Source organism: Chryseobacterium taichungense (assembly GCF_900109935.1).
Classification (GTDB): domain Bacteria; phylum Bacteroidota; class Bacteroidia; order Flavobacteriales; family Weeksellaceae; genus Chryseobacterium; species Chryseobacterium taichungense.
This window is the reverse complement of the sequence record NZ_FOBV01000009.1, coordinates 132,202-157,443: the sequence shown is the minus strand read 5'-3', so window position 1 is coordinate 157,443 and position 25,242 is coordinate 132,202. Positions and strand designations below refer to the sequence as shown.

The 25,242-nt window shown below is 35.9% G+C and carries 22 protein-coding genes; 12 read left to right on the top strand and 10 right to left on the bottom strand.

Annotated elements, in window-relative coordinates; translation table 11 throughout:
- Positions 1 to 816: 816 nt before the first annotated feature.
- From BMW64_RS17485 to BMW64_RS17475, 3 genes are all read right to left on the bottom strand, one after another.
- Positions 817 to 1,479, bottom strand: a complete 663-nt coding sequence (locus BMW64_RS17485; RefSeq protein WP_090001486.1) for a copper homeostasis protein CutC — start codon at positions 1,477 to 1,479, stop codon at positions 817 to 819.
- 83 nt (positions 1,480 to 1,562) lie between these two features.
- A complete protein-coding gene (locus BMW64_RS17480) occupies positions 1,563 to 2,558 on the bottom strand; it encodes an isoaspartyl peptidase/L-asparaginase family protein (RefSeq protein WP_090001484.1) in 996 nt (331 codons plus the stop codon).
- 51 nt (positions 2,559 to 2,609) lie between these two features.
- Positions 2,610 to 4,862, bottom strand: a complete 2,253-nt coding sequence (locus BMW64_RS17475; RefSeq protein WP_090001482.1) for a beta-N-acetylhexosaminidase — start codon at positions 4,860 to 4,862, stop codon at positions 2,610 to 2,612.
- A gap of 360 nt (positions 4,863 to 5,222) precedes the next feature.
- On the opposite strand from BMW64_RS17475, the gene BMW64_RS17470 reads away from it, so the two are divergent.
- Positions 5,223 to 5,903: an outer membrane beta-barrel protein gene (locus BMW64_RS17470; RefSeq protein ID WP_090001480.1), complete on the top strand. Its 681-nt coding sequence runs from the start codon at positions 5,223 to 5,225 to the stop codon at positions 5,901 to 5,903.
- Positions 5,904 to 5,997: 94 nt separating this feature from the next.
- On the opposite strand, the gene BMW64_RS17465 is transcribed toward BMW64_RS17470, so the two are convergent.
- Together BMW64_RS17465 and BMW64_RS17460 are read right to left on the bottom strand one after the other, a co-directional pair.
- Positions 5,998 to 6,651 (bottom strand): CoA transferase subunit B, encoded by a 654-nt coding sequence (locus BMW64_RS17465; RefSeq protein WP_090001478.1) that lies wholly within the window; start codon positions 6,649 to 6,651, stop codon positions 5,998 to 6,000.
- Between the two features lie 116 nt (positions 6,652 to 6,767).
- Positions 6,768 to 7,472 carry a CoA transferase subunit A gene (locus BMW64_RS17460; RefSeq protein WP_090001476.1) on the bottom strand — a complete coding sequence of 235 codons (705 nt, stop codon included), beginning with the start codon at positions 7,470 to 7,472 and terminating at the stop codon, positions 6,768 to 6,770.
- A 171-nt stretch (positions 7,473 to 7,643) separates the two neighbouring features.
- On the opposite strand from BMW64_RS17460, the gene BMW64_RS17455 reads away from it, so the two are divergent.
- From BMW64_RS17455 to BMW64_RS17420, 8 genes are all read left to right on the top strand, one after another.
- On the top strand, positions 7,644 to 8,021 hold the full coding sequence (locus BMW64_RS17455) for a DoxX family protein (RefSeq protein ID WP_090001474.1): 378 nt from the start codon (positions 7,644 to 7,646) through the stop codon (positions 8,019 to 8,021).
- Between the two features lie 311 nt (positions 8,022 to 8,332).
- A complete protein-coding gene (rplS, locus tag BMW64_RS17450) occupies positions 8,333 to 8,689 on the top strand; it encodes a 50S ribosomal protein L19 (RefSeq protein ID WP_007846341.1) in 357 nt (118 codons plus the stop codon).
- Between the two features lie 186 nt (positions 8,690 to 8,875).
- On the top strand, positions 8,876 to 10,597 hold the full coding sequence (locus tag BMW64_RS17445; protein ID WP_090001472.1) for a cellulase family glycosylhydrolase: 1,722 nt from the start codon (positions 8,876 to 8,878) through the stop codon (positions 10,595 to 10,597).
- Between the two features lie 64 nt (positions 10,598 to 10,661).
- A complete protein-coding gene (gene bla-A / locus BMW64_RS17440) occupies positions 10,662 to 11,540 on the top strand; it encodes a CGA/CIA family class A beta-lactamase (RefSeq protein WP_090001470.1) in 879 nt (292 codons plus the stop codon).
- A 30-nt stretch (positions 11,541 to 11,570) separates the two neighbouring features.
- Positions 11,571 to 11,978, top strand: coding sequence for a hypothetical protein (locus BMW64_RS17435; RefSeq protein WP_090001468.1), 408 nt, complete (start codon positions 11,571 to 11,573; stop codon positions 11,976 to 11,978).
- Between the two features lie 28 nt (positions 11,979 to 12,006).
- Entirely contained in the window at positions 12,007 to 12,897 is an 891-nt protein-coding gene (locus BMW64_RS17430; protein ID WP_177175318.1) for a 3-hydroxybutyryl-CoA dehydrogenase, read from the top strand.
- Positions 12,898 to 13,013: 116 nt separating this feature from the next.
- Positions 13,014 to 14,330: a hypothetical protein gene (locus BMW64_RS17425; RefSeq protein WP_090001464.1), complete on the top strand. Its 1,317-nt coding sequence runs from the start codon at positions 13,014 to 13,016 to the stop codon at positions 14,328 to 14,330.
- Positions 14,331 to 14,368: 38 nt separating this feature from the next.
- A complete protein-coding gene (locus BMW64_RS17420) occupies positions 14,369 to 14,611 on the top strand; it encodes a hypothetical protein (protein WP_090001462.1) in 243 nt (80 codons plus the stop codon).
- Between the two features lie 56 nt (positions 14,612 to 14,667).
- Here the strand turns inward: BMW64_RS17420 and BMW64_RS17415 are convergent, their stop codons facing one another.
- The 3 genes from BMW64_RS17415 to dnaN all read right to left on the bottom strand — a co-directional run bounded on the left by BMW64_RS17415 (position 14,668) and on the right by dnaN (position 19,395).
- On the bottom strand, positions 14,668 to 15,075 hold the full coding sequence (locus BMW64_RS17415; RefSeq protein WP_090001460.1) for an META domain-containing protein: 408 nt from the start codon (positions 15,073 to 15,075) through the stop codon (positions 14,668 to 14,670).
- A 200-nt stretch (positions 15,076 to 15,275) separates the two neighbouring features.
- Positions 15,276 to 17,678, bottom strand: a complete 2,403-nt coding sequence (gene pheT / locus BMW64_RS17410) for a phenylalanine--tRNA ligase subunit beta (RefSeq protein WP_090001458.1) — start codon at positions 17,676 to 17,678, stop codon at positions 15,276 to 15,278.
- A gap of 586 nt (positions 17,679 to 18,264) precedes the next feature.
- A complete protein-coding gene (gene dnaN, locus BMW64_RS17405) occupies positions 18,265 to 19,395 on the bottom strand; it encodes a DNA polymerase III subunit beta (protein ID WP_090001456.1) in 1,131 nt (376 codons plus the stop codon).
- A gap of 200 nt (positions 19,396 to 19,595) precedes the next feature.
- On the opposite strand from dnaN, the gene BMW64_RS17400 reads away from it, so the two are divergent.
- From BMW64_RS17400 to BMW64_RS17390, 3 genes are all read left to right on the top strand, one after another.
- Entirely contained in the window at positions 19,596 to 19,952 is a 357-nt protein-coding gene (locus BMW64_RS17400) for a diacylglycerol kinase family protein (RefSeq protein ID WP_090001454.1), read from the top strand.
- A gap of 157 nt (positions 19,953 to 20,109) precedes the next feature.
- Complete coding sequence (locus tag BMW64_RS17395) at positions 20,110 to 20,484, top strand: hypothetical protein (protein WP_090001452.1); 375 nt, start codon at positions 20,110 to 20,112, stop codon at positions 20,482 to 20,484.
- 2 nt (positions 20,485 to 20,486) lie between these two features.
- Entirely contained in the window at positions 20,487 to 21,038 is a 552-nt protein-coding gene (locus BMW64_RS17390) for a hypothetical protein (RefSeq protein WP_090001450.1), read from the top strand.
- Positions 21,039 to 21,120: 82 nt separating this feature from the next.
- Here BMW64_RS17390 and BMW64_RS17385 read toward each other — a convergent pair whose 3' ends face one another.
- Positions 21,121 to 21,513 (bottom strand): barstar family protein, encoded by a 393-nt coding sequence (locus tag BMW64_RS17385; protein WP_090001448.1) that lies wholly within the window; start codon positions 21,511 to 21,513, stop codon positions 21,121 to 21,123.
- Positions 21,491 to 25,195 carry a phosphoribosylformylglycinamidine synthase gene (locus BMW64_RS17380; protein WP_090001446.1) on the bottom strand — a complete coding sequence of 1,235 codons (3,705 nt, stop codon included), beginning with the start codon at positions 25,193 to 25,195 and terminating at the stop codon, positions 21,491 to 21,493. Before BMW64_RS17380 ends, BMW64_RS17385 begins: the two co-directional genes overlap by 23 nt.
- Between the last annotated feature and the right edge of the window lie 47 nt (positions 25,196 to 25,242).

The following is a 25,242-nucleotide window of genomic DNA, read 5'->3' as shown; positions in this document are numbered from 1 at the left end:
TTCCCTGAAATTTCTTGTACTCATCTAAAAACTAATAAAGTATAAAAGTAGGAATAATTGTGTCCAAACGATAGTCCATGGGAGGGGAATTTTTGTGACGCTTTAAACTCTTCAGAGCCCACACTCTAAAATTCTAATCACTCAATTTGTCATTTTCGTAGGAATCTCAGCTTCGTTGATAATAGTCAGATGGTAATATCCGTGCTTAGATCCCTACGGGATGACAATCGGAGTACCCAGAATGGAAGTTAAAATTTGTAGTTAGTCCTTAAAATATTAGATTTGCTATCATTTGCTGAGCGTTATAGTTTATGCTGAGCCTGGCGAAGTACCTTTGTGAACGAAAAAATAAGCGAAATTATTTCAAATAAACCCTTACGCTCATTGCGTTAAATTCACATAAGAAGTCGGGCGAATGCAAAAAACAACGGTCGACAAATCCTTACCAAGCCAAAGTAAAATATTACAATAAATATCCTATTAAGGTTTGTCGTTTCCGAGAGGTGTTCTCATCGGTCGATGAGAACACCTTATTACGCTCGAGATAGCCTTCTTATTTCGCCCGATGAGAGACCCTTGTGTCGGGCGACGAAAGCATCTCTCGGAAAATAGAGACCTAAGACCTATGCTACCGTCAGTATTTATCGAGAATAGCGGTTCTTGGGTCTTTTAATAAAGTCCCACCGCTATATTACGTTACTACTAATTCATTTTAACGCTATCGACGCGAAGGTTTGTTGAAAGGGTTGCGCATATTTTTGTAGAATGCTAATGCTGAATGCTGTTCGTAAGATTTTATATTTAACAATGCGTATTCTACTTACTTTTTAAAGCAATAACCTCATCCGCATCGGCAAAAGCACCACCATCTGTAATAGCAGAAGAATGGAAATACGAAGCTTTTGTAAAGTCCCGGATTTCCTGAATATTGGCAGAGCGGAGTCCGCCACCAACAAGAATTTCTATTCTTCCTGCTGACATCTCCACCAATTTTTTCAGGTTTTCTTTTCCTTCAGAAACATTTGGTTTCTGACCGGAAGTAAGGATTGTTTTAAATCCACATTCGATTACTTTTTCTAGTGAACCTTCCAGATCAACGGCTCTGTCGAATGCACGGTGAAATGTACATGGATAAGGTTTTGCCAGTTCAACCAATTCCTTATTTTGCTCTACATTAATCTCATCATTTTCATTTAAAATTCCAAAAACGAAACCATCAACATTTAAAGATTTTAATTGGATCAGATCTGATTTCATTTCCTCAAATTCTGTATCTGAATATGTAAAATCTCCCCCTCTTGGACGAATCATCACAAAAATAGGAATGTTGATTTTTTCACGAAGTTGTTTTACTGTTTCAAAATTCGGAGTAGTTCCGCCTTCGTTTAATCCGCCACACAATTCTATCCGGTCGGCCCCGTTTTCAAATGCAGTGATGGCTGATTCGGGATTGAAGCATGCTATTTCTATTTTGGACATTTTAGGTTTAGGTTTAGGTTTAGGTTTAGGTTTAGGTTTAGCAAAATTAATTTCTAATTTCTAATTTCTAATTTCTAATTTAATTATTTCAATGCAAAATCAGGTTTTTCCAAACGGTTGCCTTTCTGATCGTAAACGGCAAAATTGAATCCGTCCTGAATACAATATGAGCCGTATTCCCCTTTTTTATTAATTGCAATAAAACCAACTTGAATATCTTTCAGGTTTTTGTTTCGTCTTTTGGTAATCTGTACAATTCTTTCCACCGCTTCTTTACAGGCCTGCTGTGGATTCCTTCCCTGTCTCATTAATTCTACTACTAAATGAGTTCCGACAGTTCTGATCACTTCTTCACCATGACCTGTAGCCGTTGCTGCTCCGACTTCATTATCTACAAACAATCCTGCTCCGATGATGGGTGAATCTCCTACCCTTCCATGCATTTTAAAAGCCATTCCACTGGTGGTGCATGCCCCGGAAAGGTTTCCCTGAGCATCCATTGCGATCATTCCGATGGTATCATGATTTTCGATATTGACAATCGGCTGATATTTACTGTCTTTCAGCCAGTCTCTCCATTCTTTTTCTGATTCGGGAGTGAGAAGATTTTCTTTTTTAAACCCTTGGGAAACCGCAAACTGCAAAGCTCCATCACCGACCAACATGACGTGAGGTGTCTTCTCCATCACTGCCCTGGCTACAGAAATCGGATTTTTAATATTTTCCAGGCAGGCTACTGAACCGATGTTGTAATTTTCATCCATGATGCAGGCATCCAGCGTTACTCTTCCATCTCTGTCGGGGCGTCCGCCGTAGCCAACACTTCTTTCACTGGGATCATCTTCTACGAGTCGTACTCCTTTTTCCACTGCATCCAAAGCTCTTCCTCCTTTTCCTAAAATGGTCCAGGCTTCTTCATTGGCTTTCAAACCGAAATTCCAGGTAGAAAGAACGATCGGCTTATTGATTATTGTGTGGTCGTTTTCAGGTGCATTCTTGCCAAAAAGATCGAGAGGATTCAGCAATAATGCGGATGATGCAATGGCTGTATGTTTTATAAATTTTCTGCGTGAGTTCATATGTATTTAAGGTTGAGGTTGAGGTAAAGGCTAAGGTTGAGTAAAAATTATTTAGTTTGCTCCGATTTCATCGACGAATAGCCAGGCTTTTGAATCGGCACCGGGATTTCCGGCCGGAATAATTCCTGCATTTTCGATTTTTATTTTTAAATATTTTGAATTCTGATTTCCTACATTTAACCTGATTTTCCCATTGGCAGAAAGAATTTCATCTTTTCCAATTTCTTTGATCATCTTAAAATCAGTTCCATTATCTGATCTAAAAATCTGTGCGGATTTTGCAAAATGGATCCAGCTTCCTTTATTATCCAACGTATTAAAATAAACTTCCGAGAAAGAAGTTTTCTGTCCAAAATCAATGGTCGCAACGACATCTTTTCCCTGAAATCCTAACCATGTTTTTCCTAATCGTCTTGGATTTCCGATAATTCCGTCAACTAAGGTAAAAGCGCCTCCGAAAGAATAATTTTCACTTGGCTGCTCTTCAAGTATAATCTTTTTTCCGGTGCTTTTTGATATGGTAAAATTTTGTGAAGAAATGGCACTTTTCAGTTGTCCGTTTTCAAAATAAGCAGATTTTATTGTTAATGACTTTGAAACTGGTAGAGGGCTTTGATAAGATGGAGAATTTACTGTAGGGTTTGTTCCATCCAACGTATAACGGATTCCATTGGGATTTTGCGAGGTAGAAAGTTCATAAGCGACCCCATTATTAACAGAAATCACTTTTCCTGAAACATTATAGATGCTTTTTGCATAATTAACACCCATTTTATCCAACGTTTTGAATTCATTAATGACTCTCCCTTCAAATTCTTTATAATTTTTAGGATCTGAAGTTCCCCATCCTACTTCTGAAAGGGCGAGTAATCTAGGAAAAATCATATACTGAACCTGTTTAAAATCAAGAATATATTCTGTCCACAGATTAGCCTGAACACCTAGAATATATTTTGCTTCGTCCTGATTTAATTCTTCAGGAATCGGGTTATAAGAATATACTTTATCCAATGGTGTAAAACCTCCGAAAGCATTGGGCTCGGTAGCAGGATCTCCCTGATAGTGGTCGAAATAACAATAAGATCCGGGGGTCATTACCGCGAAATGGCCCGATTTTGCAGCTTCAACTCCGCCTTTAATTCCCGTCCAGCTCATGACGGCAGCGTTTGGCGCTAAACCGCCTTCCAGAATTTCATCCCATCCGATAATCTTTCTGTCTTTTGAATTGACATATTTTTCAATCCTGTGAATAAAGTAGCTTTGTAAACCATGTTCATCCTTGAGATTATTTTTCTTTATTAATTCCTGGCAGTGGGCACATTCTTTCCATCTTGTTTTGGGACATTCGTCGCCACCGATGTGAATATATTTTGAAGGGAAAAGCGTTATTACCTCATCTAAAACATTTTCCAAAAATTTAAAAGTTTCATCCTTTGGACAGAAAACATCATCAAAAACACCCCATTTCGTAGCCGGCTCAAATGGCCCTTTTGTACAAGCCAACTCAGGATAAGCAGAAAGCGCGGCCAGCGCATGCCCCGGCATTTCGATTTCCGGAACAATGGTGATATGCCTTTCCGTAGCGTATTTTACAACTTCTTTAATCTGTTCCTGAGTATAAAAATAGGGCCCGTAGGGTTTTCCGTCGAAAGTATTGTCAACGTAAGCTCCAATCATGGATTCTTTACGTTTCGAACCGATTTGTGTTAATTTTGGATATTTTTTAATTTCAATTCTCCAGCCCTGGTCGTCTGTCAAATGCCAGTGAAATGTATTCAATTTGTACATCGCGAGATAATCGATGTATTGCTTAACTTCATCGACTGTGAAAAAATGACGGCAGACATCGAGGTGCATTCCGCGCCAGGCGAATTTTGGTGTATCAGAAATTTTTACTGCCGGAATATTTCCGTTTTTAGAATTTCGGATAAGCTGAAGCAAAGTCTGCAGCCCATGAAATAAGCCCTCTTTATTTTTTGCTTTTAGTAAAATTAATTTTTTATCAACAGTTATTTCGTAATCAACAGCATCATTTATTTTTTTATCGATGGTCATAAAAATAGCATTCTCTCTACTGCTTCTTTTATTTTTTGATAAATCAAGATTATATTGTTGTTTTAATGAATTTAAAAAAAACTGATATTCAAAAGAGGTTTCAACACCTTTAACAGCTGTTTGATCATTTACATTAAATTCACCATTCTGAAATTCCACTTTTTGTGGATAAGGAATTATATTTAATCTTGTTTGAGTATGAAACAGACTTGAAAACAATACAGAAAATACCAGTAAAAAACGCTGCATTTTGTGAGTTTAAGATTTAGGCGAATATACTTATTTTCTGAAAATTTACAGACGATTTAATATCTTAAGTCTTAACGCGGGAAATTTTTATGAAATCTTAATTTAAATGTAGAAATCCATCCATATAAAATCCGGGCTTACGCAATAGGAAAACCCAATGTAAATAATTCAAATCAAAATAATATAATTTAAAAATATTTAAAACATACACCTTAATCTACTGTAAATTTAAAAACAAAAATTTTATTTTTTAATGAAAATGATAAATATCAAAAGTGACAAATATCAGTAATAAATACTCATAAAAAATGTTAAAACGATAATAAATTTGATCTTGTTAAACAAACAAAAATTAGGAACATGAGAAAATTATTATTGACCAGTTTTGTGGTAATAATGGGATTATGCAACGCTCAAACAAAACAGGAAGGTTTAAAAGGAACATGGTTTGCTACAGCCCAAATCGGTTATCAAAGTACAAATGATGGCTCAGAAAATGGTAAATCGTCTAGTACAACAATTTTGCCTCTTGCAGGATATTTTGTCGGCCCATCTACTGCTGTAGGAATCGCTGTAGGGAATATTGGAGTAAAATCGACCAATCAATTTGCTGAAAATGTTACTTTAAAAACCAATCTGTTAGTGGTTGAGCCGCTGGCAAGAAAATACTGGAATATACACGGAGGTTTATTTTTCTTCGGACAACTTGCAGTTCCCATCATTTCAGGAAAAACCAAAGTAACGGCAAACGGACAATCTATACCGGACAGCGATATCAAAGTAAATCAGATTGGATTAGCTTTATCAGGAGGTTTGGATTATGTACTGACAAAACATTTTACGGTAGAATTCTCTTATAATCTGGCTAATCTCTCTTATACAACAATTAAAAATTATCCGGGAACAACAAAAGATATTAAAACAACAGATTTTTCATTGGCCCATGTAGCAACGGTAACACCAGATTATAATAAAGCTGTACTCGGACCAAACGGTAATGCAATTTCTACCTTATCTTTCGGGTTTAAGTTCTTATTCTGAAAACACAATGAATATTATATTTTCAACACTTTAAAAACATAATACTTTTTCTAAAAAAGCTGTTTCAAGAAAATTGAAACAGCTTTTATTTTATTTAAAACGCCATTTCAGGAATTTCTCCTTCTATAATAAGATCTGCTTCTGTTGATTGTATAATGTGCTCTACGGAAACTCCGGGAGCCCTTTCAATCAGTTTAAAACCGGCAGGAGTAACATCCAGTACCGCCAATTCTGTCACCACTCTTTTTACACAGTTGACACCCGTTAATGGAAGCGTACACTTTTTCAGGATTTTGCTTTCTCCGGCTTTGTTGACGTGCATCATCGCAACGATAATATTCTCTGCAGAGGCTACGAGATCCATTGCACCACCCATGCCTTTCACCATTTTCCCCGGGATTTTCCAGTTGGCAATATCTCCGTTTTCGGAAACTTCCATTGCTCCTAGAATGGTAAGATCTACTTTTTTGCTTCTGATCATCCCAAAACTGAAAGCAGAATCGAAGAAGGAACCACCATCTAAAATTATAATGGTCTGTTTTCCGGCATTAATGATATCTGCATCTTCTTCGCCTTCAAAGGGAAACGGTCCCATTCCCAACACTCCGTTTTCACTTTGGAATTCTACGTTGAGATTTTCCGGAACATAATTGGCAACCAGAGTAGGAATTCCGATTCCGAGGTTTACATAATATCCGTCTTTGACTTCTTTTGAAATACGTTTTGCTATATCTTCTTTACTTAACATGGTAATAATTTGAAAATTTGTTTGATGGGCCAATCTGGAATTGACCTGTTTTTTAACTCAAAATGCGTAAGATTTAATATAAATTACTTTAAATATGAAAGCAATTATCATCTTTACTAATGATCTCTTTTTCTTACGGTACGCTGTTCTATTCTTTTTTCAAATTTTTCACCCTGGAAAATTCTCTGGATCATAATTCCCGGAATGTGTATCTGATTGGGATCTAGTTCGCCAGGTTCTACCAATTCTTCTACTTCTGCGATGGTAATTTTTCCTGCTCCGGCCATCGGATGATTAAAATTCCTTGCTGATCCTTTAAAAATAAGATTACCTGCATGATCACCCTTCCAAGCTTTTACAATGGAAAAATCTGCTTTGAATGCATGTTCCAGAATATGAGGCTTCCCATCAAAATCTTTTACTTCCTTTCCTTCTGCCACCTCTGTTCCGAAACCTGCCGGCGTATAGAAGGCCGGAATTCCTGCCTGTGCCGCTCTACATTTTTCCGCCAAAGTTCCCTGTGGAGTAAGCTCAACTTCAAGTTCGCCGGAAAGCATCTGTCTTTCAAACTCTGCATTTTCTCCAACGTAAGAGGAAATCATTTTTTTGATCTGTCTTTTCTGCAACAGCAATCCCAATCCGAAATCATCGACTCCTGCATTGTTTGATATGCATGTAAGATCTTTTACATCACTCTCTACCAAGGCGTTAATTGAATTTTCAGGAATACCGCAAAGTCCGAACCCGCCCAGCATTAATGTCATTCCGTCTGTAATGCCTGCAATGGCTTCCTTTGCATTTTTTACTCTTTTATCTATCATGAAATATTAGATTTTTCTGTTGGCTTAAATTTAATACTTTTTCTCATATCGGGAAGAAACAGCTAAGGATTTAGCATAGTGCATAATACATCTTACCAGACAATAGCTTATCATGGTCTGGATTTTGGTTAAGATATGACACACCTTTTATCACAATTAAATTTTATTATTATGGAAGCGAAAAACATTTCAAGAATTGCCTTAGGTGCATTTCTCATAACAGCAGGAATAGGACATCTCACTTTTGCAAGGAAAGAATTCCAGGCACAGGTTCCTGAATGGGTTCCTTTGGATAAGGATGACACGGTTGTTTATTCCGGAATTGCTGAAATCGCATTAGGAACAGCCGTTATTGCAACACCCAAGAAGTACCGCAAAACCATGGGAAAGATAGTAGCCGGCTTCTTTGCCGCCGTACTTCCGGGGAATATTGCCCAATATAAAAACAGAAGAGATTCTTTCGGACTCAATACCGATAATCAGCGATTTGCGAGGCTGTTTATGCAGGCACCGCTAATTGCCTGGGCCTTAAAATCTACGGATGAATAATTGAAGCGGCAAAAATTTTAAATTTTTGCCGCTTCTTTTTAAACAGGATGCTTAATTTTGATTGGACTGACATCCAATCCTGATATAGGTCGTCCCTTCGGGACTCTTTAACGGATGATTCTTCAATTTGGTTAAATGATAGAATTATTGTCCCTATTCTTAAATTATTACTTTGGACATATGATTTTTATTTAACGTATTAATTTATTTGGAATATTTGAAAAATGATTTGTATATTTGCAGCCTGTTATTCAACCTCTGACGAAGTCCGTGTAAGTTGCTTAGCTTTAAACATTTTATTTTAATTAATAATGGATTTATTAAAGTACGTACAAGACAAGTACATTACAAAAAAAGAATTCCCTGAATTCAAAGCGGGTGATACAATCACTGTGTATTACGAAATTAAGGAAGGACAAAAAACAAGAACTCAGTTCTTCAAAGGAACAGTTATCCAATTAAGAGGTACTGGTTCTACAAAAACTTTCACGATCAGAAAAATGTCTGGTGATGTAGGGGTAGAAAGAGTATTCCCTATCAACATGCCTGCTCTTCAGAAAATTGAAGTTGACAGAAGAGGTAAAGTTAGAAGATCAAGAATTTACTACTTCAGAGATCTTAGAGGTAAAAAAGCGAGAATTAAAGACGCTGCTTACAAAAAGAAATAATTCAGACAACAATACATACGAAAAGAGACTGTTTATCAATAAGCAGTCTCTTTTCATTTATACCTATACCACATTTTTCTTCATGTATAAATATTTAAATTCTATTTAATAAATTTTAAATATATTTGTCATTATCAAATAATCATTCTTAAAAATATCCCATAATATTTAATAATTAAAACAACTATGAAACGAGCCATCCTACTTTCCGCTTTTTTATTGTCTCAATTTGGGACATCACAACTTTTAAAGACAAACGGACAAAAGATCGTAAATGACAAAGGTGAAAACATACAATTGAGAGGTCTCGGTCTGGGAGGATGGATGCTTCAGGAGGGATACATGTTGAAAACCGCTGATTTTGCCGGTCCGCAATATAAAATCAAGGAAAAAATCGCAGAGCTTATCGGTGAAGACGGAATGAATGAATTCTATAAAGCTTATCTTAAAAACGGAATCACCAAACAGGATATTGATTTTCTGAAGAAAGCCGGATTTAACTCAATCAGGTTGCCGATGCATTATAATCTGTACACATTGCCGATTGAAAAAGAGCCTAAAAAAGGGCAGAATACCTGGCTGGAAGAAGGATTTAAAATGACAGACGACCTTCTGAAATGGTGCGCTGACAACAAAATATACCTGATTCTGGATCTTCACGCTGCTCCAGGAGGACAGGGAAATGATGTGAATATTTCCGACAACGACAAGTCTAAGCCATCACTGTGGCAAAACGAGGAAAATCAGAAAAAAACTATTGCACTCTGGAAAAAATTGGCAGAAAGATACAAAGATGAGCCATGGATCGGAGGATACGATCTGATCAATGAGCCAAACATCAATTTCACAGGAAAAAATCCGAACGGAACTGATGAAATGTCAAATGCTCCACTTTGGAAATTACAAAAAGATATTACGGATGCTATCCGTACCGTTGATAAAAAGCATATTATCATTATCGAAGGAAACGGTTGGGGAAATAATTATAACGGATTAACGCCACTTTGGGACAACAATATGGTTTTCAGTTTCCATAAATATTGGAATTACAATGATGACGCTACCCTTAAGTTTGCTTTGGATCTTAGAGAAAAGCACAATATCCCAATCTGGCTGGGAGAAACAGGAGAAAACTCAAATGTGTGGTTTACAGAGCTGATTCAGCTTCTGGATAAGCATAATATCGGTTATGCATTCTGGCCGATGAAAAAAATCGACAATATCGCAGGAATTACCAACGTAAAAATCACTCCGGAATATCAGAAACTGCTGGATTACTGGAAAAACGGCGGCGAAAAACCATCAAAAGAATTTGCCAGAAAAGCACTAATGCAGATTGCTGACAATTATAAGTTCAGCAATGTGGAAATAAAAAATGATGTCATTGATGCGATGTTCAGGCAGACAACCGATTCTTCTACAAAACCTTTCAAAAATCTCCAGGCTCCGGGGAAAATTTTGGCCACAGATTATGATTTAGGAAGAATGGGTTCAGCTTATCTTGATAAAGATTTTGTCAATCTTTGGGTAAGTGATCCTGAAAAAAGATCGGAATGGAATTCCGGAAATCAATTGAGAAATGATGGAGTTGATATTTATAAAACCGGCAATAATCAATATTATGTAGGAAAAACAGAAAGCGGTGAATGGCTTCAGTACACGATTAACGCTAAAGCCGGGAAAGCCTATACTTTTGATATTAATTATGCGAGTAATTCTCCGGCAAAAATCAGGATTGAAGATGCTTCCGGAAAGCAATTGGCAACAGTTTCTCTCAGCTCCACAGGAGGAAATGAAAACTGGAAAACTGTTTCTGCCAAAGGAATTAACCTTACGAAAGGCGAAAACAAGATCAGGATCTATTTTGAAAATGACGGTGTCAACCTGAATTATTTAGACGTTAAATAAAAAAAATCTTAAATTGCAAATCCCTTTTAGTTTCTAAGAGGGATTTCTTTTTAAACAAAATATTATGAAAAAGATAAGCCTGATTCTTCTTTTGATTTCAGCATTTACATTTGCCCAGCAATCTGTTTTGGAACAAAAAATTGACAGTATTATTCAGGATAAAAATGCAACGGTAGGAATTTCCGTTCTGGGTTTTGAAGATGGTTTTAAATACTATAAAAATGCCGATAAGAGACTTCCGATGCAGAGTGTTTTTAAATTTCATATTGCCGTCGCTTTGCTGAATTATGTGGATAAAGGGAAACTTTCTTTAGATCAGAAGGTTTTATTAGACAAAACCAATTTATTTGAAAATACATGGTCGCCACTTCGTGACAAATATCCTGACGGAGTCGTTGAAGTTCCTTTAAGTGAAATTCTTGAATATACGGTAGCTAAAAGCGATAATAACGGTTGTGATATTATACTGAAACTACTGGGTGGCACACAGACCGTTCAGCGATTTATGGATTCCAAAGGTGTAAAAGGCTTTCAGATTAAATACAATGAAGCTGAAATGCGCAAAGACTGGAATATTCAGTACAAAAATTACAGCACCGCAGCTTCTGCAACGGATGTACTGAAAAAATTTTATGATGGAAAACTGATCTCTCGAAAGTCGACAGATTATTTAATGCAAATTATGTTTTCAACATCAACAGGAAAAAATAAACTGATCGAACAACTTCCGGAAAATACACCTGTGGCAAGAAAAACGGGAGCTTCCGGCAAGAATAATTCAGGCTTAACCGGTGCCGAAAATGAAATTGGCATCGTGACTTTGCCCAATGGCAAGCATTATGCAATAGCTGTATTTGTCAGTAACTCAACGGAAACGAATGTGGTGAACTGCAAAATGATTTCAGATATTTCAAAGTCTGTCTGGGATTATTTTAATAAATAAAAATTTAAGCTTAATTTTAAAACCGTTAACATGAAAAAAATAGTATTAACAATAGCAATCTTCGGCTGCACCTTATTCTTTGCTCAAAAGAGTGAAAATTACCTTCAGATAGGATACGCAAGTGTATGCTGCGGAACTCCTTCTGACAAGCCTGTCATGGATTATTTGACAAAATTTAAACAGAAAAATAAGGTAAAAAATCTTGAAATTTATAAACAGAGCGGATTGGGAAGAGAAGGCGAATATAACCTTTATATTGGTACCGATGGACTTTCAAAAACTCAGAAGAATAATTTCATTAAAGGATTAAAAGCCGCGGTTAGCAGCCAGAATAATGCAAGAAGCAAAAACAGTGACGGAATGGTCAATTTTAATGAATCAGAAATTATAAAAAAAGCTGACCTTTCCAATGCAAGAAATTTAACGCAGATTAAATAATAAATAAATTAAACTAAAAGGTAAAATGATCAAAAACATTGTAGTTATCGGAGCCGGAACCATGGGGAATGGTATTGCGCATACATTTGCACAAAGTGGTTTTAAAGTAAATCTTGTAGACGTATCACAGGAAGCTTTAGACAAAGGCCTGAAAACTATCACCACTAATCTTGACAGAATAATTGCAAAGGGAAACCTTACTGAAGAACAAAAAGCTGAAACTTTAGGAAATATTACCACTTTTACAGCGCTTAAAGATGCTGTCGGAAACGCAGATCTTATTGTGGAAGCTGCAACGGAAAATCAGGAATTAAAACTGAAAATTTTCGGCCAGATGGACGAGTTTGCTCCTGAAAACTGCATATTGGCTACAAACACCTCATCCATTTCCATCACAAAAATTGCAGCGGCCACCAAAAGAGCAGAGAAAGTAATCGGAATGCATTTTATGAATCCTGTTCCCATCATGAAGCTGGTGGAAATTATCAAAGGCTATTCGACCTCAAAAGAAACTTTTGATGCGATTTATGAAATGAGCAAAACATTAGGAAAAGTGCCTGTGGAAGTAAATGATTATCCCGGTTTTGTGGCGAACAGAATCTTAATGCCGATGATCAATGAATCTATTGAAACACTTTACAACGGTGTTGCCGGTGTTGAGGAAATTGACACAGTAATGAAATTGGGAATGGCGCATCCGATGGGACCGCTTCAACTGGCAGATTTTATTGGACTTGATGTTTGTTTGGCGATCTTAAATGTAATGTATGACGGTTTCAAAAACCCTAAATATGCACCAAATCCGTTATTGGTCAACATGGTGATGGCTGGAAAATTAGGCGTAAAATCAGGTGAAGGTTTCTATGATTACTCAGAAAGCAAAAAAGCAGAAAAAGTAGCGAAAATGTTTTTAAAATAAATGGTCGTGAATGGTGAATTGTTAATGGTCAGCTTAGATAGGTAAAAATTGTGAAGTTCAATTTAAATTCACTTGAAGAAATTGACTTATTTATTAAAATTCACTATTTTCCATCCATGAAATTTAAAGAAAGAACAATTCAAATATCAATGATCATCATTACTTTAATGATGATCATTTTGCGTTTTTTACTCAACGAGAAAGGAAGAACAAATCCTGATTCTATACGCTATATGCGTTTTGCGCACGTTTTTCCAACAATTGACAATACGACGACGCCATTGGGCTATCCTTTAAGCATTAAATTTTTTACTTTTTTCGGGCCTGATGAATTCTGGAGCAGTAAAATTGTGGGAATTTCAGCATTTTTATTTATTATTTTTTTTGCCTGGAAAAAGAAATTTTTCTTTAAAGAAGCAGTTGTCTTAAGCGCATTATTCAGTTTTCTTTCGATATTCTCGTATACCATGAGTGAGGCAGTAATATTACCTTTTGTATTATTATTTCTTTACACTTCATCTCTTATCATCGAAGGAAAAATTACTGGCGGAAAAGCTATTTTTTATCTTTCATTGAATTTAATTTTGCTATATAATATCCGTTACAGTTCACTATTTATTATGGCAGGTACAGGACTTTTCGGATTGATTTTCTGGAAAAAGCCATATTCAAAACCATTTGTTATTTCAGGATTGATCGGAGGGATTTTTGTTGTTTTATATAAATTTTTATTTATCGATTATTTTAATGAAAATTATGTAAATGAATTTTTAGAAATTGGTCTTCATCCAACCTCAAAGCTTTTAAAAGAACTATTTCAGGGATTATGTACCACTTTCAATCCGTTTATTCATATTGCGAATCCGGCAGGAGGGGCAATTAATTATGCAATCTATGGAATTGGCTTTCTCAATATCCTTTTAATGGTATACCTGTTTATCAAATATAAGCTTTCAGAGACTGAGTTTTTCTTTATATTCGTAAGTATTGTCGGAATAATCTGTTCTTATTTTATCCAGTATTTCTATTCTGTGAATGCTATTGATTATCGTCTGATGGCGCCATTCAGCTTTCCTATATGGCTCGTTTATTTCAGAAAATTATTTTTTATTTTTAATTATAAAGTATATGCGATAGGCTTTTTAAGTATTCTTTCAGGAATTGCTTTCACATGGCTATCAAGAGGAAATTATCTTGAAAACAGAAAAGAGATGAAACAGTTTTTAAAATCCGAAAATCTTGATAAAGGCCCGGTAAAATTTTACGTGGAAGATATTGAGGATCTTGAATATATTCAGGTTGCAGAACTTATCAGTACCGTAAATCCCTATGTAGTACTCAGTTTCAAGCCAAAAGACACCTTACAGAAAACAACTTTAACGAGGTATAAAGTTTTACAAAAAATGAAGATTGACAAGAACAAATATCAATAATTTTATTATCTTTGAGTTAAAGTTAAAACATTAAAAAAATGAAATTACCAAAGTTTTTATTAGCAGATAATTCGGAATTTCCAGAAGATTTGTTCGTAGTTCATACAGAATATCCGAGATTCATCCTTAATGTAGAGGAGGAAGAAGTTGAGTGGCTGGATGATCTTGAAGGTGACGACGAAGAAACTATGGCAGACGAAGCTACAAAGGTGGTAGAAGCTGCATTCAAATGGTGCGATGAAGAGCTGGCTAAGTACGACGAGGAAGAAGATGAAGATTAAATTTTAATAATCTAAGCATAAAAAAGGAACTCAAATGAGTTCCTTTTCTTATTTTATTATTCTGCTTTGTTGAATTTTAGCAAGAGGAGATTATCCTGATACAATTCGAGAACATTTCCGGTGATGACGTATTTGTTGGCTTTCGACATCATGTCCATAAAGTTTTTCTCTACGCTCATATTCTCACAAGCCATTTTTGTGGAACCCATCTGCCCTGCAGAAAAATTTCCCGTAGAAGGCTCTACCTTAGCTGTTCCGAAATAGTTGTTACATCCTGTATTTCCGTTGATCTTTTCCCCTTCAATATTTAAAGTAGGTGTTTTTCCTTTCACATTGTCCGCCAATGCCCATTTTGTCCCTGACAATGAAGGTTGAGCCTTACCTACTTTCGAGGCAGAACCAGACATTGCACCACAAGAAACCAAAACTGCGGCCGTACATATACTTAAAAAAAGATTTTTCATTTGTTTATTTTTGATTTAAATCAAATTTACGGAAATAATATTATTTAAACAGCCCTCATAAAACTTTATTGTTTTCCGAAAGCTATTTTTTCTTTGCTGATATGTAACTTTTATCTATTCGAACTCATTAAATATCATGATAAAGAGCAATAAAAAAACGGACAAAAGTCCGCTTTATATAAATGTATTTATTTTATAAATTATCCTCTTAATTCTGCATTAAATTCTTTTTGGAAAGATTTAATCAAAGAATCCATTACAGTTGCAATTTCTTTCTCTTCCAACGTTTTTTCTTCGTTTAAAAGTTCAAAACTCATGGCATAAGATTTTTTACCTTCAGGAAGATTTTTTCCTTCATACACATCAAAAAGATTGATATTTTTAATATAAGGAGATTTATTCTTTTTAGCAGCCTGATAAAGATCTTCATAATTCACATTTTTATCAATCAGTAAAGCTAAATCTCTTCTGATTTTGTTAAATTTAGGAATATCTATAAACTTCAGATCATTTTCAACACGGAGTTCTTGGGCAAATTCGAGCTCGATTTCTGCATAAAAACATTCCTGATCAATATCAAAATCTTTTAGCATCTGGGCGCTTACTTTTCCGATTCTTACTAATGTTTTGCCGTTAACCTCATACGACAGAGCATCAGAGAATCTTTCATCAGACAAAGCAACTTCTTTATAATCAATAGCAAGTTTCTCCAATAAAACTTTTACATAAGCTTTCAAATAATAAAAGTTTGTTGCTGATTTCGGCTGAAGCCAGTTTTCTGCAACTTCCCTTCCAGAAACAAGAATCGCCAGTTGTTTTCTTTCTTCGTATTTTTCTCTTTTATGATAAATTTTTCCGAATTCGAAGAATTTGATATCCTGGTTTTTCCTGTTGATATTATAGATTGTATTCTGTAAAAGTCCTTCCAGCAAAGATTTTCTCATGAATGCAAGATCATTGCTTAGCGGGTTTAACAGCTTTACAGCATCTGTTTCATCTTTTACGGCAGTGAGTGAATTATTCATTACTTCATTGAAACCAAGACTTTGCAATGTTCTTGCCCAGCTGTTTTCTAATTCATCCTGATCTTTTGCATTTAATTTCACCGGAGTAAAAGATATTTTCTGAGGAGCATCGATCTTATTGTATCCGTAGATTCTTAAAATCTCTTCAATCACGTCGATCTCTCTCGTTACGTCTGCTCTGTAAGCCGGAACGGAAATCTCAAGGCCATTCTGAATTTCATTTAAAACCTGAATATCCAAAGCCTTCAAAATTTCTTTCACTTTTTCCCTGTGAATTTTTGTTCCTAAAATCTGTTCGATTTTGGAAAATCTGATAATCACATAATTATCTTCAATTTTCTTTGGATATTCTTCCAAAAGGTCTCCTACTAATTTTCCTTCGGCCAGTTCCTGAATTAATTTGATGGCGTGAGTAATGGCTGTTCTGGTAATATTAGGATCCACACCTCTTTCAAACCTGAAAGACGCATCTGTATTTAGTCCGTGAAATTTAGCCCCTTTTCTTACCGCAACAGGATTAAAATAAGCGCTTTCCAGGAAAATGGTTTTCGTTTCAGCAGAAACCCCTGAATTGGCACCACCGAAAACTCCGGCGATACACATCGGATTGTCTTTTCCGTCTTTAATCATGATTTCAGAACCATTCAGCGTTCTTTCCACACCATCTAATGTTGTGAATTTCGTGCCTTCTTTTACGGTTCCTACCTTAACGGTTTTGTCAGTGATCTTATCAGCATCAAAAGCATGAAGCGGCTGACCGAAACCGTGAAGAATATAATTGGTAATATCCACAACATTGTTGATCGGGCTTAAGCCGATGGCTTTCAGTCTGTCTTTCAGCCATGCCGGAGAATCTGTTACCTTCACATTTTCGATTACTGCCCCGATGTATCTTGGGCAAAGCTCAGCGTCTTCCACAACCAGCTTAAAATCATTGGTTCCTTCATTGTTTAATGCAACTGAAGAAACTTTTTCAAATTCTGATTTCTGCTTATTGGTAGAAAGATAGGCATGTAAGTCTCTTGCCACTCCGTAGTGCGACATGGCATCGGTACGGTTCGGAGTCAAACCAATTTCTATCACTTCGTCATTGGCAATTTCAAAATAATCAGCGAAGTTTTTTCCGACTTCAAATTTTTCTTCATTCAGCACCATGATTCCTCCATGATCATCACTAAGACCCAGCTCATCTTCTGCACAGATCATTCCCTGAGAAACCTCTCCTCTGATTTTAGCTTCTTTGATTTCAAAAAAGCTTCCGGTTTTATCATAGATTTTTGTACCGACCACTGCTACAGGAACTGTTTGTCCGGCTTCTACATTTGGAGCACCGCAAACGATATTCAGAATTTTTCCGTTTCCAACATCTACCGTGGTTTTTTTCAGTTTATCTGCATTCGGATGTTTTTCGCAGGTCAGAACTTTACCTACAACAATTCCTTCCAGGCTACCTTTTATGCTTTCAAATTTTTCTATCCCTTCAACTTCAAGACCGATATCTGTAAGGAACTCACCGATTCTTTCAGTTTTCAATTCCGTTTTGATAAAGTCTTTAAGCCAATTGTTTGATATTTTCATCTGATAATTTTTATTTTTTCTGAAGTCAGATGTAATCTATGGTTTCATCTGATCTGGTTTGAAAAATTTAGTTAAATTTTAAGTCTACAAATGTCGTGTTTTTTTGAGAAATAGAGAAATTTATAACAGACTTTAAGAGCTTAATGTATGCTTTTTTTGCCACCTTTTTTTATCTTTCATGTTAAAAATTGGTAGATTTATTTTTTAATTTACTTTTATTGAATCTGTTTTTTCTCTCTTTGATTTCACAGATTTACGCAGCTTATTGCTCATAAATATTTGAAAAAACATTTAAGGCTGTCAATTATGAAAGCATCTAATCTTTCCAGAATTTTTTCTAAACTATGTCTAGATATTTTCAGAAGGATAGACGTTGAATTTCCTAATGTTTATCAAGCGACTGTCTCATAGCCCCGATTGCAGCATTTGTTTGAGCTCATTTTTGTGATTTCGGCTGCGGCGGCTTTGCCGCCGCAGCCGAAATCACAAAAATAGCGAGTGCGGAAAGCGGGAAAAAGCTCCTAAGAAAATAAAAGAGGCTTTGATTTGAAACCAAAACCTCTTTATATTTTATTTATGTTTACTATTACAATCCGATCACCGGCATTGATAACATTAAGATACTTTCATTTTCTTCAAGACCATCAAGGGGCTCAATAATACCTGGTCTGTTTGGCTGCGACATTTTCATTGTAATATCGTCTGAACCAAGAATTGTCAGCATTTCAGTTAAGAATTTAGAGCTGAATCCGATATTGATATCTTCCCCGTTATAATCGCAAGGAATCTGCATATCTGCCTTGTTTGCATATTCAGTGTCTTCAGCATGAAGGTGAAGAATATTCGCAGACAATTTAAATCTCACCTGGTTGGTAGATTTGTTTGACATGATGGAAGCTCTTTTGATAGCCCCTAAAAGAAGATTTCTATTAATCGTCAATACATTCGGATTTTCTTTTGGAATTACCGCTGTATAATTAGGATATTTTCCATCAATTAATCTACAGATCCATGTATGTTTTCCGAAAGTAAATCTGGCCATATTCTCATTGAAGTCGATGGTGACGTCATCATTAGAGCTTGCCAAGATATTTTTGAAAATATTCAATGGTTTTTTCGGCATGATGAATTCCATAGGCTCAGCATTCATCAGATCATTTCTTTTATATACGACCAATCTGTGAGAATCTGTAGAAACGAAATTCGTTTCATTTTCTCCAAACTGGAATAAAACCCCTGTCATTACAGGACGAAGTGAATCGTTACTTGTTGCAAAAAGGGTGTTGGTAAGGGCTTCAGACAAAACTCCTGCAGACATGGTAACACTTTGTGAAGCATCGAATTCAGGAAGTTCAGGATAATCATCTGCATTGTCAAGCGCCACGGCAAAGTTATCTTTTTCATCTAAAATCTCAAGCTGACTTCCCGTACCTTCTGCATTATCCTTCACAACCAATGTCAACGGCTGTTCTCCATACGTCTTGATAAAATCCTGAAAAATCTTTGCAGGAACGGCAAACTTACCGGTATCATCAGACTTTACTTCAAGAGAAGTAACAAGAGTTGTCTCGCCATCGGATGCTGTAATGGTAACCTGAGTTCCGTCTAATTCAAAAAGATAATTTTCTAAAATCGGTCTCGACTGAGAGCTTGATATTACGCCACTTACAGTTTGCAAAGCCTTCTGCAGTTCACCACTTGAAATAATAAATTTCATAGATTTAAAAATAAATTTTTACAAATATAATAAATAGAAAACAGATGGAAAAGAATAATCCTGAGAGTTACTAACAACCATCAAAAGATTTCAGCCCTGTTTTTCCTTCTTCATTTTGAGATAAAAGCTGCCAAATGACAACAACTAAAGATAAGGATTTTCTTTGAGTAAATCCCTATATTTGTAAATATCTTTTCAGTATGCGAAAACCACCTGTTCATAAAAGTTTTTTCAATGCTTTACGTGGTATTTTCCTGATGATAAAATGGGAAAGAAATTTTCAGATTGAAATGGTGGCTTTACTTATTAATCTTTTTCTGATTTTTTATTTGAAACTGACAACGATCGATGCTATTCTTATTGTGATCGTCTGTTTTGGTGTTTTAGCTGCTGAAATTTTTAATACAGCCATTGAGAAAATCTGCGATATTATACGGCCGGAATTTGATACAAGAATTGGTTTTATTAAAGATATTGCTGCCGGAGCGGTTCTTTTAATGGCTGCTTTATCGGTTATTGTTGGCTTTCTCACATATATCAACTATATTTTTCCTTAAATCGATTATTTTAAAAAATTCTATTTAACATCGTATAACTGTATTTTTTTTAATTAAATTCATTTTAAAACTAAAATTTTTACACTAAAATTAATTTTTCACTATGTTTTGATTAATATTTTAATTATATTTGTTTTACAATTAACAATTTAATAATATGAAAATCAAATTACTCTATGCCTTTCTTCTGGCAGGAATTATTTCGTGCAGTACCGAATCATCAACAATCAATCCGTTGAGCACGAAAAAAAGTGAAGAAGTTTTGAATTTTGAAAAATCTATTAAAAGTCTTTTCAGACCTGAAAATGCCGAAACTCCCGAGGAAATGAGAACTCACAAACCGATGGAATTAAGCGACAGACGTAAAGCTATTCTTATCCCCTCTGCAATCGAGCTTATAAAATCCAGTGGAGTAAAAGAAAAAGAAATTGAAAAAGCCACGCAAGGAGACAAAGAGAAAGTTCTGACGTGGGCAATGAAAGTTTATAATGCTAAAATAGATCAGATTAACAAAAATTCAAAACTACAATAATCATGAAGAAAATACTTACCTTAATCTTAGGCTTAACTTTAGGAGCCACTACTTTTGCGCAGATCGATCCCGTTACCGGAGAGGGAATTATCCATATCTGGAATACGAATGATTACCATGACTTAAATCTTAACTTTACGCTTTTTACACTGAATCCTACAACCTGTTCACCCAGTTTCCAGGCAATGGGACCTTCGATTCCACTGCCTCCTGGTGAGCTGACGAAATACGCAAAATACACAGACTCCGATACTGCAGCCGGACATCCTTATCCTATAGACAGCTGGTATGACGGGAGCTATCTTTTACCTAATCAGATACCGCAAAGTATTGCAGATGACCAACGATGGACGTATGTGAAATTTGAATTGAGGGAACCCAGCAATCCGGGACAATTTATTCCAGGAATGAGTGGTTCAGTAGGATTTTATCAGTCATGTACAGGTATTCCTGATTATTTGGTCGGAAGTGGTACCACATCAGGAGGCACAAATTATAATTTTGAAGTTAAAGCCTATGTCATAGGAGGCGATTTATGGGTTGAATTCCATTAATTGTCAACAATACAAAATCCTGTCAAAATAATGACAGGATTTTTATTTTATTATTGTTCTTACAGTGATTTTTTTACATAAATCAATCCAAAATAAGGTGAATATTCTTATGTGATTCTATAATTTCAAGTAAAATTTCAAATAAGGTTTGTCCGTTTCCATCTATCAATTCATCCAGTTTTTGTTGAATTAATTCTGTATTAAAAGGCTTCCCTTGCCTAATTTTATTTTGGTAGAATTCTTTGGTTACATCAAAACCTAAATCTTCACTAGACTTTTGAGAATTTTTCCATATAATTTCGCCCTGAAATCCATATAAAATATCATTAAAACCATCCAAAGTCCCAACTTTCCAATCTTCATCTTTCATAAAAAGCTGAGAAACTTCTTCATAAAACCCTTCCAGATTTGAAAAATGACTGCCATTAATGACAGTCACTTTCTTTTTATTGTTATTTGAAGTATTCCACTCCATTTTTAAAGATGTTATGATAATTTGCGGTCGGAATATTTTTCATCAATCCTTCTGCAAAACGTTCCGGGTGTCCCATTCTACCGAATATTTTCCCGTCCGGACTGGTAACTCCTTCAATTCCGAACAATGAATTATTTGGATTGAACGGCATTCCGTGAGCGATATTTCCTTCTAAATCTAAATATTGCGTTGCAATTTGTCCGTTTTCGTATAACTTCTGAATTTCACCTTCCGAAGCCATAAAACGACCTTCACCGTGAGAAATCGGAATGGTGAAAACCTGGTCTTTCATTCCTTTTAACCAAGGAGACTCGTCATTCACTACTCTTACGTTTACCATTTGTGAAATGTGTCTTCTGATGGCATTGTGAGCCAACGTCGGAGAGTTTTCATCCAAATCTTTGATTCTTCCGTAAGGCAACAATCCAGATTTAACTAATGCCTGGAAACCATTACAGATTCCGATGATCATTCCGTCTCTGTCAAGCAATTCGTGAACCGCATTTCTCATCTTTTCGTTTTTCAAAACATTAACAATGAATTTTGCAGAACCGTCCGGCTCATCACCCGCAGAGAAACCTCCTGAGAAAGCTAAAATCTGAGAAGTTTTGATTTCCTCTACCCACGCATCAATACTTTCATCCAATAATTGGTGATTGATATTGATTAAAGGTAAACTGCTGATAACAGCACCTTCTTTTGCGAAAGCGTTCAGCGTATCGTACTCACAGTTTGTTCCCGGAAAAACCGGCGCAAATACTTTTGGCTGGGCAATTCCGTGCTTTTTAATGATGATATTTCTTGGGTTGATCGAGTTTAATTTTTCATCGATTTCAACCGTTAATTTTTCTTTTTCGATTGTTGGGAAAAGATTCTCGAATGTATTCGTATTTGCCGCTAATAATTTCTCAATCGCGAATTCAGCATCATTAATTTTAATAACATTTGAATCTTTAACTTCTCCGATTAAATGAAGATTGACAGAGTTTAATTCCTCTTTAGATTCAATGATTAAGCTACCAATATTTTTAGCTAATAAAGAATCTGTTACATTGAGCGGAGTCGAAATGTCAGCACCTAATCGGTTTCCAAAGCTCATTTTTGCTAAAGCAACAGGAATTCCGCCTTCTTTCACTGTTTTTACAGAGACGATTTTTCCGGCTTTAATATTTTCGAAAATAAATTCATAAACATTTTTTAAAGCATCATAATTCGGAAGTCCGTTTTCCTGAGCGGTATGGCTGAAGAGATACACTTTATTTCCTGCATTCTTAAATTCAGGAGAGATAATATTTTTCTTTTCTCCGTTAGCACAAGCGAAAGAAATCAACGTTGGCGGTACATTCAGATCCTGATATGTTCCACTCATTGAATCTTTACCTCCGATGGCTGCCAAACCAAAGTTGATCTGGGCATCATAAGCTCCTAAAAGCGAAGCCAATGGTTTACCCCATTTTTCAGGGTTCTGGCCTAATTTCTCAAAATATTCCTGGAAACTGAATCGGATATTTTTGTAATCGCCACCCATTGCAACGATCTTCGCAACACTTTCAACTACGGCATAAGAAGATCCTAAAAGTGAATTCTGCTTAGAAATCTCTGCATCGAATCCCCAACTTGCCAAAGAAACCGTTTCAATATCTTTTGCTCCGATGATCGGCAATGTCTGAACACTTCCTTCCATCAACGTCTGCTGATATTTTCCACCCAAAGGCATCGCCACCGTAGTGGCACCAATCGATGAATCAAACATTTCCAGCAACCCTTTTTGAGAAGCTACATTTTTATCGCCTAATATTTTCAGGAAATTCTCTTCGTTAAATGCAGGAGTTTCTTCTTTTACTTCATTAAGGTGGGTAATTTTAACTTCCTGACTTTTTGAACAGCCGTTCGTATCTAAAAATGCTCTTGAAAGGTCAACAATTTTATCGCCCTTCCAGAACATTTGCATTCTTCCGGAATCTGTCACTTTTGCAACCTCAACAGCCACAATGTTTTCAGCTTCACAGAATTTGATAAACTGCTCTTTATCTTTTGGTTCAACCACAACCGCCATTCTTTCCTGAGATTCAGAAATAGCAAGCTCGGTTCCGTTCAGACCTTCATATTTTAAAGGTAAAACATCTAAATTAACTTCCAAAGAATCGGCAATTTCACCGATAGCCACAGAAACACCTCCCGCTCCGAAGTCGTTTGATTTTTTGATCAGTCTCGTCACTTCAGGATTTCTGAATAATCTTTGGATTTTACGTTCTTCAACAGCATTTCCTTTCTGAACTTCAGAACTCATCGTATGGATAGAAGTCTCATCTTGCTCTTTCGAACTGCCGCTCGCTCCACCAACACCGTCACGACCTGTTGCACCTCCTAAAATAATGATAGAATCGCCAGCTTCAGGCTTTTCACGTCTTACCCAATCCACAGGAACGGCTCCGGCAACGAAACCAACTTCCATTCTTTTCGCTTTGTAGCCTTCGTCATAGATTTCGGAAACCATAGTAGTCGCCAGACCGATCTGGTTACCGTAAGAAGAATATCCGTTTGCAGCCTGCTTTGTAATGGTTTTTTGAGGCAATTTACCTGGTAAAGTCTGATCAACCGATTCTAAAACGTCTGCAGCACCCGTTAATCTCATCGCCTGAAAAACGAAAGAACGCCCGGACAAAGGATCTCTGATCGCTCCTCCCAAACACGTTGAAGCCCCACCAAAAGGCTCAATTTCTGTCGGGTGATTGTGTGTTTCGTTTTTGAATAATAAATACCAAGGTTCTTTTTTACCATCGTATTCCGCTTCGATTTGGATCGTACAAGCATTGATTTCATCAGAAACCACAAGATTCTCCAAATTACCTGTTTTATGGAAATATCTGCCGCAAACTGTTGCAAGATCCATCAAAGAAATTGGCTTTAATTCACGTCCTAAGAATTTCCTTTTTTCAATATAGTCATTGAAAATGGTTTCCAATGTATGTTTAAATTGTCCTTCAAATTCAATATTTGACAATTCTGTTTCAAAAGTTGTATGACGACAGTGATCGCTCCAATAGGTGTCTAAAACCTTAAGTTCAGTTTCCGTAGGATTTCTTTGTTCAGATTTAAAGTATTCCTGAATGAATTTCAAATCATCCAACCCTAATGCAAAACCATGATTATTAAAGAATTCCTCGAGCTGAGCATCATCGAAATTGATGAAATTTTCGTGCACAATAACTTTCGATGGCGTTTCTTCTGCAGGAATATCCAAAATAGATAAGTCTTTTTCCTGAGATTCAACTTTATTAATAAGAAGATCCTTGATTTTTGTCAAATCTGATTCTGAAACGCCTTCAAATTCAATAAGTTTACCGCTTCTTACTTTAGACTTCTCATTTCCAGTTAATAAAGCGATACATTGTTGAGCAGAATCCGCACGTTGATCGTACTGACCTGGCAGGAATTCCATTGCGAAAAATATTCCTTTTGCAGGATTTTCTGTATGTAAAATATCAGTAACAGGATCTACGAAAGTGCTGTTTACCACTTTTTCGAACTCACCTTCATTTAAGCCAAAAATATCGTAAACGTTATAAACCTTTACACTTTGGACAGACGGAGCAACTGCTTTTACTTCATCAAAAATTTTTGGACTTTCAACATCGAAAATTCCTCTTTTTTCTACGAAAATTCTTTTGTTTTGAGACATTAGATGTCAGATTTTATTAGATTTATTTTATTTAAAAACTTATTTGG

What these genes read in the sequence shown, in the direction of transcription:
- BMW64_RS17445 (WP_090001472.1), top strand. Translation starts at nt 8,876, where the DNA reads ATGAAACGAGCCATCCTACTTTCCGCTTTTTTATTGTCTCAATTTGGG.
- BMW64_RS17420 (WP_090001462.1), top strand. Translation starts at nt 14,369, where the DNA reads ATGAAATTACCAAAGTTTTTATTAGCAGATAATTCGGAATTTCCAGAA.
- BMW64_RS17415 (WP_090001460.1), bottom strand. Translation starts at nt 15,075, where the DNA reads ATGAAAAATCTTTTTTTAAGTATATGTACGGCCGCAGTTTTGGTTTCT.
- BMW64_RS17395 (WP_090001452.1), top strand. Translation starts at nt 20,110, where the DNA reads ATGAAAATCAAATTACTCTATGCCTTTCTTCTGGCAGGAATTATTTCG.
- bla-A (WP_090001470.1), top strand. Translation starts at nt 10,662, where the DNA reads ATGAAAAAGATAAGCCTGATTCTTCTTTTGATTTCAGCATTTACATTT.
- pheT (WP_090001458.1), bottom strand. Translation starts at nt 17,678, where the DNA reads ATGAAAATATCAAACAATTGGCTTAAAGACTTTATCAAAACGGAATTG.
- BMW64_RS17435 (WP_090001468.1), top strand. Translation starts at nt 11,571, where the DNA reads ATGAAAAAAATAGTATTAACAATAGCAATCTTCGGCTGCACCTTATTC.
- BMW64_RS17485 (WP_090001486.1), bottom strand. Translation starts at nt 1,479, where the DNA reads ATGTCCAAAATAGAAATAGCATGCTTCAATCCCGAATCAGCCATCACT.
- BMW64_RS17400 (WP_090001454.1), top strand. Translation starts at nt 19,596, where the DNA reads ATGCGAAAACCACCTGTTCATAAAAGTTTTTTCAATGCTTTACGTGGT.
- BMW64_RS17470 (WP_090001480.1), top strand. Translation starts at nt 5,223, where the DNA reads ATGAGAAAATTATTATTGACCAGTTTTGTGGTAATAATGGGATTATGC.
- BMW64_RS17425 (WP_090001464.1), top strand. Translation starts at nt 13,014, where the DNA reads ATGAAATTTAAAGAAAGAACAATTCAAATATCAATGATCATCATTACT.
- BMW64_RS17465 (WP_090001478.1), bottom strand. Translation starts at nt 6,651, where the DNA reads ATGTTAAGTAAAGAAGATATAGCAAAACGTATTTCAAAAGAAGTCAAA.
- BMW64_RS17390 (WP_090001450.1), top strand. Translation starts at nt 20,487, where the DNA reads ATGAAGAAAATACTTACCTTAATCTTAGGCTTAACTTTAGGAGCCACT.
- BMW64_RS17460 (WP_090001476.1), bottom strand. Translation starts at nt 7,472, where the DNA reads ATGATAGATAAAAGAGTAAAAAATGCAAAGGAAGCCATTGCAGGCATT.
- BMW64_RS17385 (WP_090001448.1), bottom strand. Translation starts at nt 21,513, where the DNA reads ATGGAGTGGAATACTTCAAATAACAATAAAAAGAAAGTGACTGTCATT.
- rplS (WP_007846341.1), top strand. Translation starts at nt 8,333, where the DNA reads ATGGATTTATTAAAGTACGTACAAGACAAGTACATTACAAAAAAAGAA.
- BMW64_RS17455 (WP_090001474.1), top strand. Translation starts at nt 7,644, where the DNA reads ATGGAAGCGAAAAACATTTCAAGAATTGCCTTAGGTGCATTTCTCATA.
- BMW64_RS17480 (WP_090001484.1), bottom strand. Translation starts at nt 2,558, where the DNA reads ATGAACTCACGCAGAAAATTTATAAAACATACAGCCATTGCATCATCC.
- BMW64_RS17475 (WP_090001482.1), bottom strand. Translation starts at nt 4,862, where the DNA reads ATGCAGCGTTTTTTACTGGTATTTTCTGTATTGTTTTCAAGTCTGTTT.
- BMW64_RS17380 (WP_090001446.1), bottom strand. Translation starts at nt 25,195, where the DNA reads ATGTCTCAAAACAAAAGAATTTTCGTAGAAAAAAGAGGAATTTTCGAT.
- dnaN (WP_090001456.1), bottom strand. Translation starts at nt 19,395, where the DNA reads ATGAAATTTATTATTTCAAGTGGTGAACTGCAGAAGGCTTTGCAAACT.